Origin of the sequence: Cryobacterium suzukii, assembly GCF_004403185.1 — a bacterium.
GTDB classification, from domain to species: Bacteria; Actinomycetota; Actinomycetes; order Actinomycetales; family Microbacteriaceae; genus Cryobacterium; species Cryobacterium suzukii.
This window is the reverse complement of the sequence record NZ_SOHJ01000011.1, coordinates 527,302-542,654: the sequence shown is the minus strand read 5'-3', so window position 1 is coordinate 542,654 and position 15,353 is coordinate 527,302. Positions and strand designations below refer to the sequence as shown.

Annotated in this window: 13 protein-coding genes; 4 read left to right on the top strand and 9 right to left on the bottom strand. The window is 66.5% G+C overall.

Annotated elements, in window-relative coordinates; genetic code table 11:
* Positions 1–29: 29 nt before the first annotated feature.
* From E3T39_RS12210 to E3T39_RS12200, 3 genes are read left to right on the top strand one after another with little or no spacing between them, the layout of a single operon-like run.
* A complete protein-coding gene (locus tag E3T39_RS12210) occupies positions 30–1,016 on the top strand; it encodes a glycosyltransferase (RefSeq protein WP_198416123.1) in 987 nt (328 codons plus the stop codon).
* On the top strand, positions 1,013–2,113 hold the full coding sequence (locus E3T39_RS12205) for a polysaccharide pyruvyl transferase family protein (protein ID WP_134515638.1): 1,101 nt from the start codon (positions 1,013–1,015) through the stop codon (positions 2,111–2,113). Before E3T39_RS12210 ends, E3T39_RS12205 begins: the two co-directional genes overlap by 4 nt.
* Complete coding sequence (locus tag E3T39_RS12200) at positions 2,110–3,291, top strand: glycosyltransferase family 4 protein (RefSeq protein WP_134515636.1); 1,182 nt, start codon at positions 2,110–2,112, stop codon at positions 3,289–3,291. Before E3T39_RS12205 ends, E3T39_RS12200 begins: the two co-directional genes overlap by 4 nt.
* Here the strand turns inward: E3T39_RS12200 and E3T39_RS12195 are convergent.
* From E3T39_RS12195 to E3T39_RS12160, 8 genes are all read right to left on the bottom strand, one after another.
* On the bottom strand, positions 3,269–3,685 hold the full coding sequence (locus tag E3T39_RS12195; RefSeq protein WP_134515634.1) for a hypothetical protein: 417 nt from the start codon (positions 3,683–3,685) through the stop codon (positions 3,269–3,271). The genes E3T39_RS12200 and E3T39_RS12195 overlap by 23 nt on opposite strands.
* A gap of 56 nt (positions 3,686–3,741) precedes the next feature.
* On the bottom strand, positions 3,742–5,247 hold the full coding sequence (locus tag E3T39_RS12190; protein WP_134515632.1) for a right-handed parallel beta-helix repeat-containing protein: 1,506 nt from the start codon (positions 5,245–5,247) through the stop codon (positions 3,742–3,744).
* Between the two features lie 69 nt (positions 5,248–5,316).
* Positions 5,317–6,321 carry a glycosyltransferase family 2 protein gene (locus E3T39_RS12185; protein ID WP_134515630.1) on the bottom strand — a complete coding sequence of 335 codons (1,005 nt, stop codon included), beginning with the start codon at positions 6,319–6,321 and terminating at the stop codon, positions 5,317–5,319.
* A complete protein-coding gene (locus tag E3T39_RS12180) occupies positions 6,318–7,367 on the bottom strand; it encodes a polysaccharide pyruvyl transferase family protein (RefSeq protein WP_134515628.1) in 1,050 nt (349 codons plus the stop codon). Before E3T39_RS12180 ends, E3T39_RS12185 begins: the two co-directional genes overlap by 4 nt.
* The gene (locus E3T39_RS12175; protein WP_134515626.1) at positions 7,364–8,596 is read right to left on the bottom strand and encodes a glycosyltransferase; all 1,233 of its coding nucleotides are present in this window, start codon (positions 8,594–8,596) and stop codon (positions 7,364–7,366) included. Before E3T39_RS12175 ends, E3T39_RS12180 begins: the two co-directional genes overlap by 4 nt.
* Positions 8,593–11,544, bottom strand: coding sequence for an oligosaccharide flippase family protein (locus E3T39_RS16180; RefSeq protein WP_166784118.1), 2,952 nt, complete (start codon positions 11,542–11,544; stop codon positions 8,593–8,595). Before E3T39_RS16180 ends, E3T39_RS12175 begins: the two co-directional genes overlap by 4 nt.
* Positions 11,541–12,560, bottom strand: coding sequence for a glycosyltransferase family protein (locus tag E3T39_RS12165; protein ID WP_166784117.1), 1,020 nt, complete (start codon positions 12,558–12,560; stop codon positions 11,541–11,543). Before E3T39_RS12165 ends, E3T39_RS16180 begins: the two co-directional genes overlap by 4 nt.
* An 84-nt stretch (positions 12,561–12,644) precedes the next feature.
* Positions 12,645–14,072, bottom strand: a complete 1,428-nt coding sequence (locus E3T39_RS12160; protein WP_134515622.1) for a hypothetical protein — start codon at positions 14,070–14,072, stop codon at positions 12,645–12,647.
* A gap of 212 nt (positions 14,073–14,284) precedes the next feature.
* Here E3T39_RS12160 and E3T39_RS16605 point away from each other — a divergent pair, with 212 nt between their 5' ends.
* A complete protein-coding gene (locus E3T39_RS16605; RefSeq protein WP_134515620.1) occupies positions 14,285–14,809 on the top strand; it encodes an acyltransferase in 525 nt (174 codons plus the stop codon).
* On the opposite strand, the gene E3T39_RS12150 is transcribed toward E3T39_RS16605, so the two are convergent.
* The gene (locus E3T39_RS12150) at positions 14,793–15,311 is read right to left on the bottom strand and encodes a YdcF family protein (RefSeq protein WP_134515619.1); all 519 of its coding nucleotides are present in this window, start codon (positions 15,309–15,311) and stop codon (positions 14,793–14,795) included. The genes E3T39_RS16605 and E3T39_RS12150 overlap by 17 nt on opposite strands.
* Between the last annotated feature and the right edge of the window lie 42 nt (positions 15,312–15,353).

The window sequence follows — 15,353 nt, the reverse complement described above, 5'->3', positions numbered from 1 at the left end:
TGCAAGGGCCTAACCCGAAGGGAGCCTCAGTGTCCGTGCACTCGTCTTACCCGATCGATTCCTCGCCCGCCCCGCAACGAAAGCTTCTGCTCGTCGCCTCCACCGGCGGGCACCTGGCCCAGTTGGTGCGGCTGGCACCGGGGCTCGGTGCCTCGCCCAACTCACTCTGGGTCACCTTTGATTCCGTGCAGAGCCGGTCGCTCCTAACCGGCCAGCGTCGCATCCATGTGCCCTACGTGCGTCCCCGCGATTATCTCGGCATGATGCGCGCGGCCGGCATCGTTCGCCGGGTGCTCAAGCACGAAACTTTTGATGGGGCTGTGAGTACCGGCGCCGGTCTCGCCGTTGCGGCGCTGCCGCAGGCCGCGATCAGCGGCGTGCCGAGCCTGTACATCGAGAGCGTCTCCCGTGTCGAGGGGCCATCACTCAGCGGGCGGGTGCTCGCCGCCAGCCACTTGGTCAGCGTGCGCACCCAGCATCCGGCCTGGGCGACCAACCGCTGGCGAACGCACCCGAGCGTGCTGTCCACTTACCATTCGTTGATCCGGCCCGCGCCGGAACGCCCCAGCCTGTTCGTGACACTCGGTACCATCGAGGGGTACCGATTCGATTCCCTCGTCGATGCCGTGCTTGCGAGTGGCCTGGCCGACGAGCGCACCGTCTGGCAGCTCGGATTCACCACCGACCGCACCGATCTCCCCGGACAGGTGCACCAGATGATGCCGACCGCGCAGTTCGTCGCCACCGCCTTGAACTCTGACGTCGTGATCACCCACGCCGGTGTCGGCACCTTTATGGGGCTGCTCGAGCTGGGCATTTTCCCGGTGATCGTGACCCGGCGCAAGCACCGCGGCGAACACGTTGATGACCACCAGATGCAGATCGCGGAGCTCGCCGAATACCTCGGTGTCGCCAGGGCCGTTGACTCGCCTGACCTGACGGCTGACGTCATCCGCTTCGCTGCCGGCCGTGCCATCGACACCGGTGTGCGCATTCCGCTGCCCAGCGACCGATGAGTCAGACGGCGCCTGCCGAGCGGATGCTTCGCGAAATTTTTGTCCCCGCCCGCGGCCAATATGACAACATCGGCGATATTCTGCTGCGTCGCCAATTGCTCGACTGGTTACGGGAGAGCGGCCCGCTGCACATCTATGTCGGCGAGGCACCCGACGGGTATGCCGAGGGGCTCGGGCTCACACCGGACGACGTGCAGTACCGTTCGTTTTGGCGCTGGTACGCGGCGGCGCTTCGCAGCGCGGCCCGCGGCCAGGCCTCGTACGTCTTCAAACCCGGCGAGATTCAACTGACCCTGGTCGGCATGAAAGAGCACCTCGCCATGCTGCCGGTGCTCGCACTCGTGCGTGCCCGGCACGGCCGCGTCGCCCGGGTCGGCGTGGGCAGCCGCAACTTCGCGCCGCTGCCGCGTGCGCTGATGGGACCGTCGATCGCGCTGTCGAACGTGTCGTTGTGGCGGGACGCTGCCACGGCCGGGTATCTAGGGCGGGGCAGCATTATGCCCGACCTTGCCTTCGCAGCTGCGAGCAGCGGTGCCGATCCCAGCGGCACGGCGTGCCGCGACGTGCTTGTGGTGTCGATGCGCTCCGACGTCGGGTACCCGAGCGCCGCCTGGCTCGCCGGGGTGCGCGCCGTCGCGGCCGACAACGGCCTGCAAATCTGGTGTGTCACCCAGGTCCTGCGCGATGACAACAAGTGTGGCCAGCTGGCCGCCGACCTCGGTGGACAGTCGCTGCGCTGGAACGGCACCGGCCACGACGAGCAGGAGCAGCGACTGCGTGCCTTGTATCAGCGGGCGGCGCTCGCCGTCAGCGACCGCCTGCACGTGCTCATTGGCGCCCTCACCGAGGGGGCAGTTCCGGCGGCGCTCCTCGTCGACGCCAGGTCAGACAAGATTGCCCGGCATTTCGCTGCAGCCGGACTGCACGACGTGAGCATTGTCAGCGCGGGCTTGACGGCTCCGCAGATCGCTGCAGGACTGCAGAACCTGCTCGGCCGCCGAGTGGCCATCCTGACCGGCCTGGCCGAGGCGCAGGACGAATTACACAACGTGCGTCGCCTGCTTGACCAGGTGCTAACCAGCGAGACCGCGCGGTGAGCCTCGCCGAAGCGGGCGACACCGAGCCGATCGAGACGGAACCGATCACCATCGTGCCGCCATCAGCCGCAGCCTCCCGCACAGCCTCCACGACAGGGCCGACCCTTGTTCCGATTGTTCCGGTGTCGCCGGCCCAACGGCTGACCGCGGTGCACATCGGGCGCAGCGGCGAGGTCGCCGGCGGTATGAGTCAGGTCGTCAACGGCTATCTGGCACATTCCTTCACCGATTTCGACCTGCGTATGGTTTCCTCCCGCGACGGCAGTGGCGGGGCGCGGGCAGCCTTGCTCGCGCTATCCGCATTCTGGAAGGTGTTGCGCCTGGCCAGCCCCGAGCGCACCGTCGTGATCGCGCACCTGTCGCAGGGTGGCTCCTTCGTGCGTGAAGGAGCGCTGCTCGCCCTCGCCCACGCGCGCGGGTTTGGCACGGTAGTGCAGCTGCACGGAAGTTCTTTTACCGACTTCGCCGAGAAACGTCCAGGTTTGGTCGGGAGCGTCCTGCGCGCGGCCGACGTGGTGCTGACCCTGTCGGCCGAATCGCGCGACGCGGCCGCCGAGTTTGTGCCGGGGGAGCGGGTCGTGCTCGTGCCGAACGCCGTCGCCGACGGCGTGCGCCGCGACATCGAACCGCTGGTGGTTTTCGGCGGTGCGGTCAGCACCCGCAAGGGCGTCGACGTGCTCGTGGCGGCGTGGCAGCGGCTCGCGCCCGAGCATCCGCTCTGGAAACTGGTGATTGCCGGCCCCATCGTCGACCAGCCTGCCGTACCGCTGGTGCGCGGCGAATTCGTGGGGGCGCTCAGCCATGAGGCACTGATGAAGTTGCTCGAGCGTTCGGCGATCGCCGTGTTGCCCTCACGCGACGAGGCGATGCCGATGTTCATTTTAGAAGCCATGGCTCGCAGAAACTGTGTGGTGGCGACGCGGGTCGGCGGCGTGCCGGCCGTGCTCGCCAACGGTGTGGGGGTGATCGTGGAACCCGGCGACGCCAACTCGCTCGAAGCAGCGCTGCGGCACGCGATGACGGATGCCGCCTGGCGCGCAAAAAAGGCGGATCTGGCCAGATCCGCCTTTGAGACTGCCTATTCGGCGGCCGCTGTCTTTCCACTGGTCGAGCGCAGCTGGAAGGCTGCGCTCGACCGACGATCAGACCGTGTTGCTAGGAGATACCGGCCTGGCTAGAGAACCCGGACCCGGCAGGCGTCACGTTGTTCGAGCAGTAGACCTTGGTGCCGCTGGTGCCCTTGGTTCCCTGCTCGTGGATGAAGAAGCCGTAGCCGGCGGCGCCGACCGGCGCGCTGTTGCCGTAGAAGATGTTGCGGAGGCCCCAGCCGGCGACACTTCCGTTGACCGCGAAGCCGTGCATGGTGCTGTTCTTGCCCTGATTGTTGTAGATGCTCCAGTCGTTGCCCATGAGCAACGTGCGGTCAGTCTTATCGGGCTGGCAGCTGGTCTGGGCGCGACACCGCCGGGCATGACGGCGGTCAGGGGAACCAACGCGGCGATAGCGACGGCCGCGATGGAGGCGCGTCGTGAAATGCGGGGGAACGGCATTGAGGACCTTCCGGATGTTCATGGACAGGGTGGGTACGTCCGTGTCTGGCGGTCGTGCTGCCGTGATCACTTCGTCTGTTATCGTCTGCGCTGCTGCGGAGTGCAGGCGATGTTGGTCAATCCTTCCCCGGCGTGGGTAACCGCGTTGGAACACGACACCTCGGTGTCGCTGGAGCCCTTGCTGCCCTTCTCGTGGATGAAGAAGGCGTAACCACCGGCGTTTACCGCACCTGAGTTGTCGGTGAAGGTGTTGTGGAGACCCCAGCCGGCCACGCTTCCGTTGACCGCGAAGCCGTGCAGGGGGCTGTCGGAGCCCGTGTTGCCATAGATCATCCAGTTGTTGCCTTTGACCTTGATCCACTCTTTGGCGGCGCTCATGCCGTTGGCTCCGTCGATCACATTGTCGCGAACGATGCCGTCCGAAGTGCCCTCTTTGACTTCGATTGGCTGGGCCCCGGTGAGGCTGATGTGATTGCCAAGCACGAGAGTGCCGTCGGTTCGGTCGGGCCGGCAATTGGTCTGGTCGCACCAATTGTTTTCGGACGTACCGATGTAGATACCCTCGCCGAAGGGCGCGTTGCGCATTCCGGTGTTTGAGATGATATTGCCGACCACGGTGCTGTCGGTCGTGAAGGCGCGCAGGTGAATGCCCTCGTAGCCGATGTTGTCGATGCGGGTGTCGGCGATCGTCACGTTCGTGCCGCCGATCACGCTGATGCCTTTGAGGCTGTTGGTGACGGTCATGCCGGCGATCACCAGATTGGAGGAATTCTTGATCTGGATGCCGTGGTTGTTTTGGATGCTCCCGACGTTGATCACGGCGTCGCGCGGGCCGCAGACCCAGATCGGGTCGACGGCGGTTCCGTTGGCGTGCATTTTGATCTGGCCTCGATAGGTTCCGGGGGCCATCCTGATGACGGTGCCGGGGCGGGCACCTTTGACGGCCGCATTAAGCTCGTCGACGGTGTGCACCGTCGTCGTGGCAGCGGGGCAGTCGGCGTAGCGGTGCACGGTCGGCGATGGCGCGGGCGCGGGTGCTGGGATGGTCGCGCCGTTCACGACGAACGCGTCGACGATGCTGTTCGTGCCGCTCGAGCGAGCGTCTCTCTTACCGGTGCGGCTGATCTTGATGGTGTGGGTGCCGCCCGACAGGCTCGTCGTGCTGAAGGCTGTCTTCCTGTGCTTAGTTTTCGGCGAGTAGCCGTCCACAGTGGCGACGACTTTGTCATCGATTGAGACGGTGCTCGTTCCCGAGCTTTTCGTGGTGCGTGTCATGAAGGCGACGCTGGTTCCCTTGAACGTCATCGACGCGCTGCCCGCACTGGACAGTAATCTTACGGATCCGCCGCGGTCGGCGGCGTTGCGCGTGCTGCGCCAGGAGCCGGTGTAGCTGATCTTCGCCGAGGAACTGTCAATGACTGTGCGTGCGGGTGCTGCGGTGGCCTCACGGCCCGGGCTTGGGATGGTCAGCGACGCGAGAACGGCGACGGTGACGGCAGTGAAGGTGGCAACGCCGAACATGGCGCGGCGGGCGGGTGTGCGGGAAAGGGGTTTGCGGGGGTGGCGGTTTCGCAGAAGGGGCACGGTAGGGTCCTCCGGAGAGTCGGGGTCGCGGACGAACGGGGAAATTCTGGGCTTACAAATCGAGGCAGCTCACGCGGTGCCCTGTTCGGCGGCGAGACGCAGCACCCGACGGTGCAGTGGAATGCTCAGCTTTGCCGTGCCCGCCAACGCCAGCCGTTTCCAATCACGACGGCGCGCGGCTAGCGATACGAGGCGCCAGGTCAGGCGGGAGCGCAGTTCGGAGACGATCTCGTCCCGCTCCTCGGCATCATACGGGCCGGTCAGCGCGTCCTTCAGCCCGGAGAGCAGCACGTAGCGCAGCCGAAAGTAGCCGAAGGAGTTCGAACCGATGATGCGGGTATCCAGGGTGATAGCCGCGCTCGTGACGGCCTGCTCCACCAGCAGGAGAGACTCGGCCCGGCGCGACCCCGAGCGGATGATCGACCCACCGCGCACAACATAGGAATAGAGCGAGTCGCTGATGGACGCCACGTGATCGGCCGCGGCGAGCAGTTGGGCCACCATGGCCAGGTCGGAATGCACCCGGGTCGGGGTGAACTCGATCTCGCGCATGAGGGAACGGCGGAACAACTTGTTCCAGAGGTGCCCGGTCAGCTCGCCGTCGAGCAGCAGGACAAAAGCCTCCGCGCCGGTGATCGGATCGTTCAGAAGGGGCGCAAGCAATGGGCGGCGCTGGCCGGGGTAGACATACGCCGCACCGCAGACGATCACGTCGGCGCCCGTAGACCTGGCCGCCGCCACGAGCTTCTCCAGCGCAGAGTCAGCCCAATCGTCGTCACAATCGACGAACCACAGAAACTCGCCCCGACTCTCGGCCACCGCACGCGCCCTCGCCCGCGCGACACCGCCGTTCTGCTCCTGGCGAAAGAAACGAACGTCGGCGTGCGCCGACGCCGCCCGTGTGCCAATCGTGGGCGTCGTGTCCGTTGAGCCGTCGTCGACAACGATGATCTCGAAATCGTCGATGGTCTGGCCCAGGAGCCGTTCGATGGCGCTCTCCAGAAACTCGGCGGCGTTGTAGGCCGGCACGATGACGCTGACAACCGGCGAGCCCGCCACGTGCACCCCGGTCATGCGGTGAGCTTTTTGATGGAGCGGGTCAGCTCCCGTAGGGAAGCGCGCGCCTCGACGACGTGGTGCAGAATCGGCTCCCGGCGGCTGATCACGTCGCGAGCCCGGCGCTCGAGTGCCGCGGGGTCGGGTAACGTCCAGCCGATCGTGGCGCCCTTGATGCCGACCGCGTCGAGGGTGCGAGCCGCCTTCGACAGGCCAGCATCGGCGATCACGAGCGGCAGCGCGCCCTCGCTCAGGCCGATCACGGCAGCGTGCAGCCGGTCGCTCACCACGAGCAGTGACCGCTGATAGACCCCCCGTAGTTTCTGCTCCTGAGCGAGATGGTCTGGACCGTCCCAGACCAGGGCCGTGCCGCCGAGCTTGACGGCCAGTTCCTCGGCGAGCGGCCCGTCTCGTTCGATCTGGGACACCGTTACGATCTCGAGTTCGAGGGTGTCGGCCAGGTCGCGCAGTGCCGCCAGCCAGGCGTCGTCGGGGCGCCGCCCGTTGTAGCGCACCGACACGGCCAGCAGCGGGCGAGCAGCGGTTGACGCGAGCAGATCGGCATCTGCTGCCCCCGTAGCGAAGGCCCAGTCGGGAGCGATGCGGCCCAGGCCCATCGTGCCGCGGCTGTAGGTGTCACGCCAGGCCACGAGGTCGCACAGGCGCAGTGTCGCCGCCACCGGAATGCGCCAGCCCGTCTTCTGCCGCACGCCGAACCCGGCGTGTACGGCGTGCCCGCCGCGCAGCCGGTTGAGCGCGAGGTGGGGCGCGAGACGCAGATAGCGCAGAGCATAAGCGCGCTGCAATTCCATTTCACCAGCGTTGAAGGCGTAAACGGATGCCTCCCGCAGAGTCGATCGCGAAATCTCGCGTCGCCATTCTGCGCTGGTGCGGTACACCCGGTCTTCATCGTGCAGGCCGAGCCCGCTGAGGTAGAAATCCGATCGGTCCCCGACGAAAACCTGCAGTTCTCCGGCGCCACGAAGCGCATCGAGAAAGGCCCGTCGCAGTACGGTATCGCCGACGTTATCGATCTGGCCCATAGCCGAAGCGAAGATTCTCATGCGCGTTCCACGACCCGAAGCAAGACTCGTTCCAGGTCGCCGCCGCTCGCTTCCTCCGAAAAACGAGCCAGCCAGGGTTCGATGTGCTCGAGCGGGAGGTCTACAGCCCGCAGAATGGCGTCGGCAAGGTCCGCCGGATGCGCTGACAGCGCCAGTTCGCCCGTGATGCCGGGCACAATCGCATCCGCTACCCCGAGTGCCCCCGAAACGGCGACCGAGGGATAGCCGGCCGCGGCCGCTTCAACGAGCACGTTGCCGAAGCCCTCCCGGCTCGAGGTGAGCAGTGCCACCGAGTTATCGCCGCAGTGGTCGAACCAATTTTCGACCCAGCCGCGATGGTGAAAGGTCACGTTTTCCTGCCGGGCCGCGGCCTGTACGTCGTCGAGCAGCGGACCGCCGCCGAACGAGACGACCTCGACGACGACACCGCGACGGGCGAGCTCGGCGGCGGCCGCGATGGCGAGCAGCGGCCGCTTTTGCGCCACGAGCCGGCAGGCCAGCACGATCTGTATGCCGTTGGCCGATCCTGGGCGGCGTTCGGATCGCGCCACGATCGTGGTTCCCCCCGGCTCGACCAGTTCCGTGCCGTCGTCACCCGCGACCTGGACATGCGCCCCCGTCGTGCTTTGCCCGCGCCGGGTGCCGCGTAGTTTCGCCGTTGCCGGGTTGGCGACGACGGTGATGCGGTCACCGCGCACTCCGAAAGCCGCAATCATCTCAGCGGCGACCGGATGCGAAATGGCGATCACGTGGTCGGCCCACGGATACAGGCGCTTGGCAAACCAGATTTTCACCCGGTGGGCAAGATTCGATCCGGGCAGCCCGAGCGACACCAGGTTGCGTTCACTCACAAGGACGCGGGGGCGCAGGCGTGCTGGCATCAAGCGGGCAGCGGTCAGCAGCACCAGGTTTGGGTGAGCCTGCAGCGATATCGCCACGTCGGGCTGCCAGTCGAGCAGGCGGCGCCGAAGCGCGGTGGCTTTCTGTAGGTGGCCGCGCTGCCCGGACAGTGAGGATGACGCGACACCATCGGGTAGGTACTCCGGCTTCACCTCGCCGGAGGTGAGCACGACTGCCACCTCGTAGCCCTGGTCGGCGAGCCAGCCCATCCAGGTGCGGGCCACAAATTCTGCCCCACCGCCGTGCAGGGACGGAATGACGAAGAGGATACGGCGGAGCGAGGGCTGCCCGCGCGCATAGTCGGGCGGGGTCTGCGAGGAGAGTGTCATGCGGGGCCTTGTCTGTGGGAGGTCGGGCTCGGGGCCGTGAGGGTAGGGGGATGGGAATGCGTGGCACTCGGCAGCCCCGAGAAGTTCAGAGCGGCCAGGCGACGTACCTCTGGCAGTCGCTCGGCCAGGCGGTCGCGATAGCGCTGCCGATCGGCCAGCACAGCGAGCGCGACCGGAATCATGCGTTCGGCGAGGCCAACGCCCGGCTCGACGCACAGTTCCTGCGTGTTGAAGAGTCGCATCATGCCCGCGACCTTGCCCTGGGTGGACAGCGCAACGGCAGGCACCCCGTGAAACATGGCCTGCACGGCGAGGTGCATGCGCCCAGTGAGTACGATTTCGGCGCCGGCGCACAACCCGCGCACTTCGGCCGGGGTGAGCAACCGGTTCACCAGAACGACCCGGGAATTGGTCATCCGGTCTGCCTGTGCCAGACGGTCAGTCTCAGTCCAACGATCGAACACAGCCCGGCAGGCGGCCGCGTCGTCGCCGCTGGTGCGCACGACGTGCGGCAGAAGTACCACCTGAAGCCCCGCCTCCAGCAGCGCCGTCACGATCCGGGCGTACTCCCTGGTCTGGTCGAAACTGCGGCCGACCAGCGCGCTAGCGTTTACGACGGCATAGCGGGCGGGCGTGGCTCCGAGATATTCCGTTACGGCGAGGTCGGAGCTGGTGCGGGCTGCGAAGACGGCATCGGCGACGTCGATCACGGTATCGAATCGATCGGCGCGGGCGCGCTCGCTGGAGACGGGGTCACGAAGTTGTAACCGCGTTCCCATTCGGCCAGCCCGGGCAAGCGACCGGCGCACCCCCACGTTGGCGTGGCCGTTCCAGCTGAAGCCGAGGATGCGCGCTTCGACGCCGACGCTGCGCGCCAGGCTCGCAACATCCGCTCGCCGGGCGGAGGCACGCACGCTGTACGCGCCGTCCATAATATCCGCGCCGATCACGCTCAGTGACCGGGCGCCGGCGAGCACGGGAGCCAGCATTGCCATGGCCTGCCGGTGCACCCGCCCCTTTCCGTAGATCAGGTGCGGAATCGGCAGGAGTTGCGCCCGCCAGGCGTGCTGCGACGGAATCTGCACGTCGGTCGACCGCCGTACGAGTACCTGCACCGGTCCCTCCACGTTTTCGAGAAAGGCTTCGACCATGGCCTGGTCGCCGATATTGCCCTCGCCGGGCGGGGCGACGAGCACGTGAGCGCGCTCACTTCGCGCATCGAACGGGCGCAGCCGGTTGGTCGCACGTTTCAGAGCAGCACGATCGCCCAGGAAGGGCATAGTGGATGCCGCGGCCAGGCCGTGCAACACCCGGTCCAGCCGGCGGGTGATGCGCAAGCGTGTGCGCCCCGCTTTTCGGGTACGGGCGGGGGTGTGGGTGGGCGTCAGCTGGTCGGTGTCAAAGGTCGCGCCGACATTGCTCTCTTTCGACGACTTCGCTGCGCACAGAAAGTTGCGGGCCTGGGCGATCGAGCGCACATCCTGGCGAAAGGTCGGCCAGACCAGCATGACCAGGCCGATCGCAGCGAGCAGAGCGACCCCGCCGAGGGCGACGCGAGCCAATGGCAGGTCGATCGGAATCCACTGCACGGCGGACCAGCTGATACCGGTCGCGAAGCCATAGCCGAGAATGGCGCGTACGCCGGCCAGGAACATGGCGCGCGCCGGCGCAGTCGTGACCCGGCTGATCCACAACAGACCGATCGGCCAGATCAGCGCGACGCCGATCGAATACCCGGCGGCGACGCCGTAAACACCCCAGAGTGAGCCGACCAGCACGAACACCACCAGCAGCGGCCGGGTGGAGAGGGCGAAATACAGGTTCTGCTTGGTGACGCCCTTCGACAGGAACACCCAGTAGGTCGCGTAGGCGGCCGCCTCGAAAAACCCGGCAATGGCGAGAATCTGAAAAATCGGGGCGGAGTCGAGCCAATTGCTGCCGAGCGCGATGCTGATGATCGGCAGGGCCTGGGCGCAGGAAAAAGCGAGAACGATTGTGACCGCGTGCAGCATGATGGTCTGCCCCAGCAGAATGAACCGGTCATACTTGGGCGGGTCATCCTGCAATCGAGCCAGCACCGGCAGGGCCACCCGGGTGGACGGACCGTTGATCTGGTTGAGCGGCAGCAGCAGCAGCTGGAAGGCCCGGTTGTACAGACCGAGCGGCCCAGCACCGAGGGTCGCGCCGATTACGATCGAGTCCGTGTTGCGGCTGGCGTAGCCGAGCAGCTGGGTGCCGGCCAGGTTCGACCCGAACATGATCAGGTGCCGGATGGGCGCGGCGCGATGGTACCAGCCGGGAAACCAGCGGGTGATCGGAACGAGGATGATGATGGTCAGAATGCCCTGGCTGATCTGCTGCCCAGCGAGGGCCCAATAGCCGAAACCGTTCAGCGCCATCACGATGCCGATGGCGAGGCCGCCGATCTGGGCTCCGATCTCCGACCCGGCGAGGGCCTTGAAGTGAAAATTGCGGTTCAGGTCTGCACGAAACTGGGTGGCGAGGCCGTTGAGTAGAAAGGTGGCCGCGAGCACCTGGGTGAGCAGCACGAGCCGGTCGTCGCCGTACAGGGTAGCGATGAGCGGGCTGCACAGCATCGCAAGCAGCATGAGCGCGAGCCCGATCAGGCTGTTAATCCAGAACAGGTTGTCTTTTTGGTGCCGGCTCAGGTCGCGCGCCTGAATGGCGGCCGACGACAGCCCGAAGTTACGCAGCACCTCGCCGACGCCGATGATCGCGGCGACCGAGGCGACCAGCCCGTAGTCGCTCGGGTCGAGCAGCCGGCCAAGCACGACGATGCCGCCGAGCTGCACGCCGATGCGGATGAGCTGGCCGACCAGGGTTGTCGACGCGCCGCGCCCGGCGGTGCGGCCCAGGCCGGCCGTGGACCGTGGCTTGTCGGGTAATTCAGGCGTTTCGGGAGCATCGGGCGGTAGCGTCGCGGTCACCGGATGCCCCGCCCGGCCAGCTCCAGGGCCCGCAGGTAAGTTCTATAACTCTGCAGGCCGAGCGTGTTCCAGTCCCGATCGTCGAGCCGCGGGCGCGGGCGGGAGCCGGCGGCTCGCATCCGCTCGAGGGTGCCGCGCAAAATCTCCGGAGTGAGCTCGCCGTCGTAGAGGTAGATCCAGTCGGGCCCGACCTCGTCGGCCAGGGCCTGGTTCGACGGCGTCGACGGCACGAGCACCGGTCGATCGAGTGACAGGGTCACGAGCAGTACCCCCGAATTATGCATTTCACGGTAGGGCAGCACGACCAGCTCGCACCCGCCGACTTCGACCACCAGTTCTTCGTCGGAGACGAAGCGCAGCACCGAGCTGATGCGCGCATCCTGCGCGGTTTCGGCCGTGATGATCTCGCCGAGCCCGCTCGACGGCCGCCCCACAACGCGGAGCGTCAGGTCCGGTCCCGGCAGCGCCCGAAACACCTGCAGAAGGGTCTCGATGCCCTTGTACGGGCGTATGAGCCCAAAATAGAGGATGCGCCCGCTGACCGAATCGGGCCGCGGCATGTCGTTGAAGCGGTCACGATAGTGGCCGTGCAGAATGGTGACCGCCCGGGATTCGGGCTCCACCGGCGTGGTCGGGTTCAGGCGGATGACCAGGGCCGTACGAGCGTCGAGTGCGTCGAGGGCGCGGGTTTCGGCACCCGCGCCTGCTTCGTGCGGGGCCAGGTTGTGCATGGTTCGCACAATGGGAATGTGCTGCAGCCGGGCTCGCAGCAGCAGAGCGTACAGCGCGCCGCGCCGCAGCCGTGCCTTTAAAGGGCGCGGCGCGCGAATGAGTAGCTCGGGCCAGTGCACGTGCAGAACGTCGTAGCGACCGAGCAGCGCGGTGCGCCAGGTGAAGAAGCGCATGGTCACCGCGTCGGGCGCGCCCTCGACCACCTGGTTGACGTACCGCGTGGTGCCGTCGGGCGGGCTCAAGGATTGCAACACGGTGATGCGTGTCGTGCCTGTATTCATCACGCCCATATCCCTCACGGGCCGGTGAAAACGACCGGCGAAACTGAGAATCTGTCGGTTTAGCGTAGCGTGCGAGTTGCGAACGCGTTAGAGCCGCGCATACCCCCGTTTGGGGCGGAGCGACTCCCGGCCTCTGCGGGGCTCAAGCGGGGGAGCGGCGTCCGCTCGCGTCGGATTCAAGGCCAGAAGAAGGAGGCATCCCAGCAGTAGGTGCATCGGGCGCAGGGCGTCGATCGCGTTGAAACCGGCGATGCACACCGTGTAGGCCACCAGGGCGGCCGCAGCGCCGACCGCCCGGCGGGATAGCGCGTGAGCGATGGCCGAACCGATCGTGAGAAGGAACAGCGCCACTCCGGGCAGGCCGATGCTGATGAGCAGTTGCAGTAGCGAGTTCTCGATGGTCACGTCGTCGAACAGGCGCCCGGTGATGCCAGAGGTGCCCGGACCCGACCCGATCCAGCCGGTGAAGTTCGCCGCCTGGATCGACACCCAGACGCCGAGGTCACGAGCCTGCGAAGACAGCTCGGCTTCGAGCGAGTTGTTGCGCGCAGTGAAAGCGTCGAACTGGAACAGCCCGACCACCGCGACGACCATCAGCACCGCGAGCAGGGTGAGCTTGCCCCATCGTTTGTCGCCGCGCAGCACGAGCGACACCGCGTAGGCGAAGGCGATGGCGATGGCCGCAGAGAGGATGGCGCCGCGCGAGACGGTGGCGACGAGCCCGAGCCCGCTGAACACGGCGGCGAGGAGGGCCGGCTTCGAATTCTCCCGCAGCCACACGCCGATGGCGAGGGCGCAGGCCACAGCAAGGAACAAGCCGGCGAAGAGCGGATGCCCGAACGACGCGGTCGCGCGATACACCGACCAGTGCTGGCTGTCGCTGAGGCCGAGCGCGCTGAACAGGGTGCCCCAGACCGGATTGGCGCGCAGTGCGCCCTCGATCAGCGCGTATGCCCCGAGCGTGGCACCAAGGACGAGCCAGACCTGTCGAATCCAGTGGGCTTCCCGGGTGGCGGTGGCGATGGCGAGCGGGAGCAATGCTCCGGCGCTGAAGCTGATGATCCACCCGAGGCTCGCCTGCACGTCGGTGCTGCGCACGAGCGCGAACAGTGACCAGGCCAGGAACAGCAGGGCGAAGTAGCGGGTGGCTGAACGAAAAGGGGCCGGTGCAGCGGTGGACTGCCGGTCTGCTGTGCCGGTGAGTAGTCGACGCACGGCCCAGACCACGATGATCATGGTGGTCAGTGGCAGGGCGCCGATCGGTCCGTCCTGTGGAAGAATTCGGGCCGGAATGAGCGCAAAAGTTGCCAGCGCAACGGCCGGCAGGATGTGCGCCGGCAGCAGGAACAGCGTCACCACGGCGACGAAAGCCAGCAGGGTCAGCGGAAGCACGATAATGCCAAGCTCGGTGACGAAGCGTGGCAGCACCAGACTGGCCACGATCACGAACAGCGCAGCAAACGCGACGAGAATGATCGGCGTGCGGCGCAGGCGCAGCATGGTGGAATCGAACATCGGCCGCCTTCGGGGGAGGTCGTGCAGGGAATGGTGGTGGTGCAGGAAATGGTGGTCGTGCAGTGGGTAAACAAGATCTGGCCGCAGCTTTGATTTGCGATCAGGCGCAACAATAACACGTGATTTTTCCTCAGCGCCAGCACGTTCGCTCGAAAACCGCTACTTTAGGCGGATCGCTGAAAGCCTGAACCATCAAGGAAGTGGAGTTTCCGGTGAAATTTTCCCGCCTGACCTACAGATTTCGACGAAGCACCCGGGGCCGGGTTTACGCAATGCGTGCCTTGGGCGTGCAGATCGGTGCCGGATGCCGCATCCTCTCCGACATCATCACGACGGAGCCGTGGCTCATCTCGGTCGGTGACCGAGTGACGATCAGCTCCGGCGTGACGTTCATCACCCATGACGGATCCGGCTGGCTCTACCGGGATGAGCGCGGCCGCCGCTACCGGTTTGCTCCGATTCGGGTAGGCTCCGACGTCTTCATCGGCGCCGGCGTCACCGTGCTGCCGGGCGTTCGAATCGGGGACCGGTGCGTGGTCGGAGCAGGGTCGGTGGTCACCGCATCGGTGCCGGACGGCACCATCGTGGCCGGCGTTCCGGCCCGGCCGATCAAGGGCTGGCCCGAGTTCCACGCGGGGCTGGCCACGTGGCCGGCCGAGACTGATATGGTCGGCCAGACGTACCGCCAGCGGGTCGACTCGATCGCCGAGGGGTTCCAGGTCAACAAGCCGGCGTAATCGATGCCTTGACGAAACCGGCGCTCTGGTAGAGGTATTGGTAGGCCCACTTCAGCGGATCCATCGGCTGCCGGGCGCCGACCACGGCGAGGGAACCGGCGTAGCACCGGCTGATCTGCACCCGGGCTCGGCTCACGTGGTAGCTCGAGGTGACCACGATCACCCGATTCCATCCCTGGGCGGTCGCGAACGCAGCAATGGCTTCGGCTTCACCGCGGGTCGTCGCCGGGTGCGCGTCGAAGCACTCCACCGTAATCGTCGTGCCAGGTACGGGAACGGCGCGAGCACACAGATTTGCCGGGCGAGTGTCACCGCCGAACGCGTCTGAGATGAAGATCCTCTCGCTGTATCCGGTTTCGGCGAGGTCCACGGCCTTCGCAACCACGGCTGCGCTGCCGAGTCCTCCGAGAACGACGATGGCGTCGGCCGAGGCTACTGGGTCCTCGCGGGGAAACATGACGGTTCGAGTAGTGATGGCCAGGAGCCCCACGATCAACAGCACCAGGCCGGAGAGTACGACCAGCGCGCGGTGTCGCCGGCGCGC

What these genes read in the sequence shown, in the direction of transcription:
- E3T39_RS12205 (WP_134515638.1), top strand. Translation starts at nt 1,013, where the DNA reads ATGAGTCAGACGGCGCCTGCCGAGCGGATGCTTCGCGAAATTTTTGTC.
- E3T39_RS12195 (WP_134515634.1), bottom strand. Translation starts at nt 3,685, where the DNA reads ATGAACATCCGGAAGGTCCTCAATGCCGTTCCCCCGCATTTCACGACG.
- E3T39_RS12185 (WP_134515630.1), bottom strand. Translation starts at nt 6,321, where the DNA reads ATGACCGGGGTGCACGTGGCGGGCTCGCCGGTTGTCAGCGTCATCGTG.
- E3T39_RS12180 (WP_134515628.1), bottom strand. Translation starts at nt 7,367, where the DNA reads ATGAGAATCTTCGCTTCGGCTATGGGCCAGATCGATAACGTCGGCGAT.
- E3T39_RS12175 (WP_134515626.1), bottom strand. Translation starts at nt 8,596, where the DNA reads ATGACACTCTCCTCGCAGACCCCGCCCGACTATGCGCGCGGGCAGCCC.
- E3T39_RS12160 (WP_134515622.1), bottom strand. Translation starts at nt 14,072, where the DNA reads ATGTTCGATTCCACCATGCTGCGCCTGCGCCGCACGCCGATCATTCTC.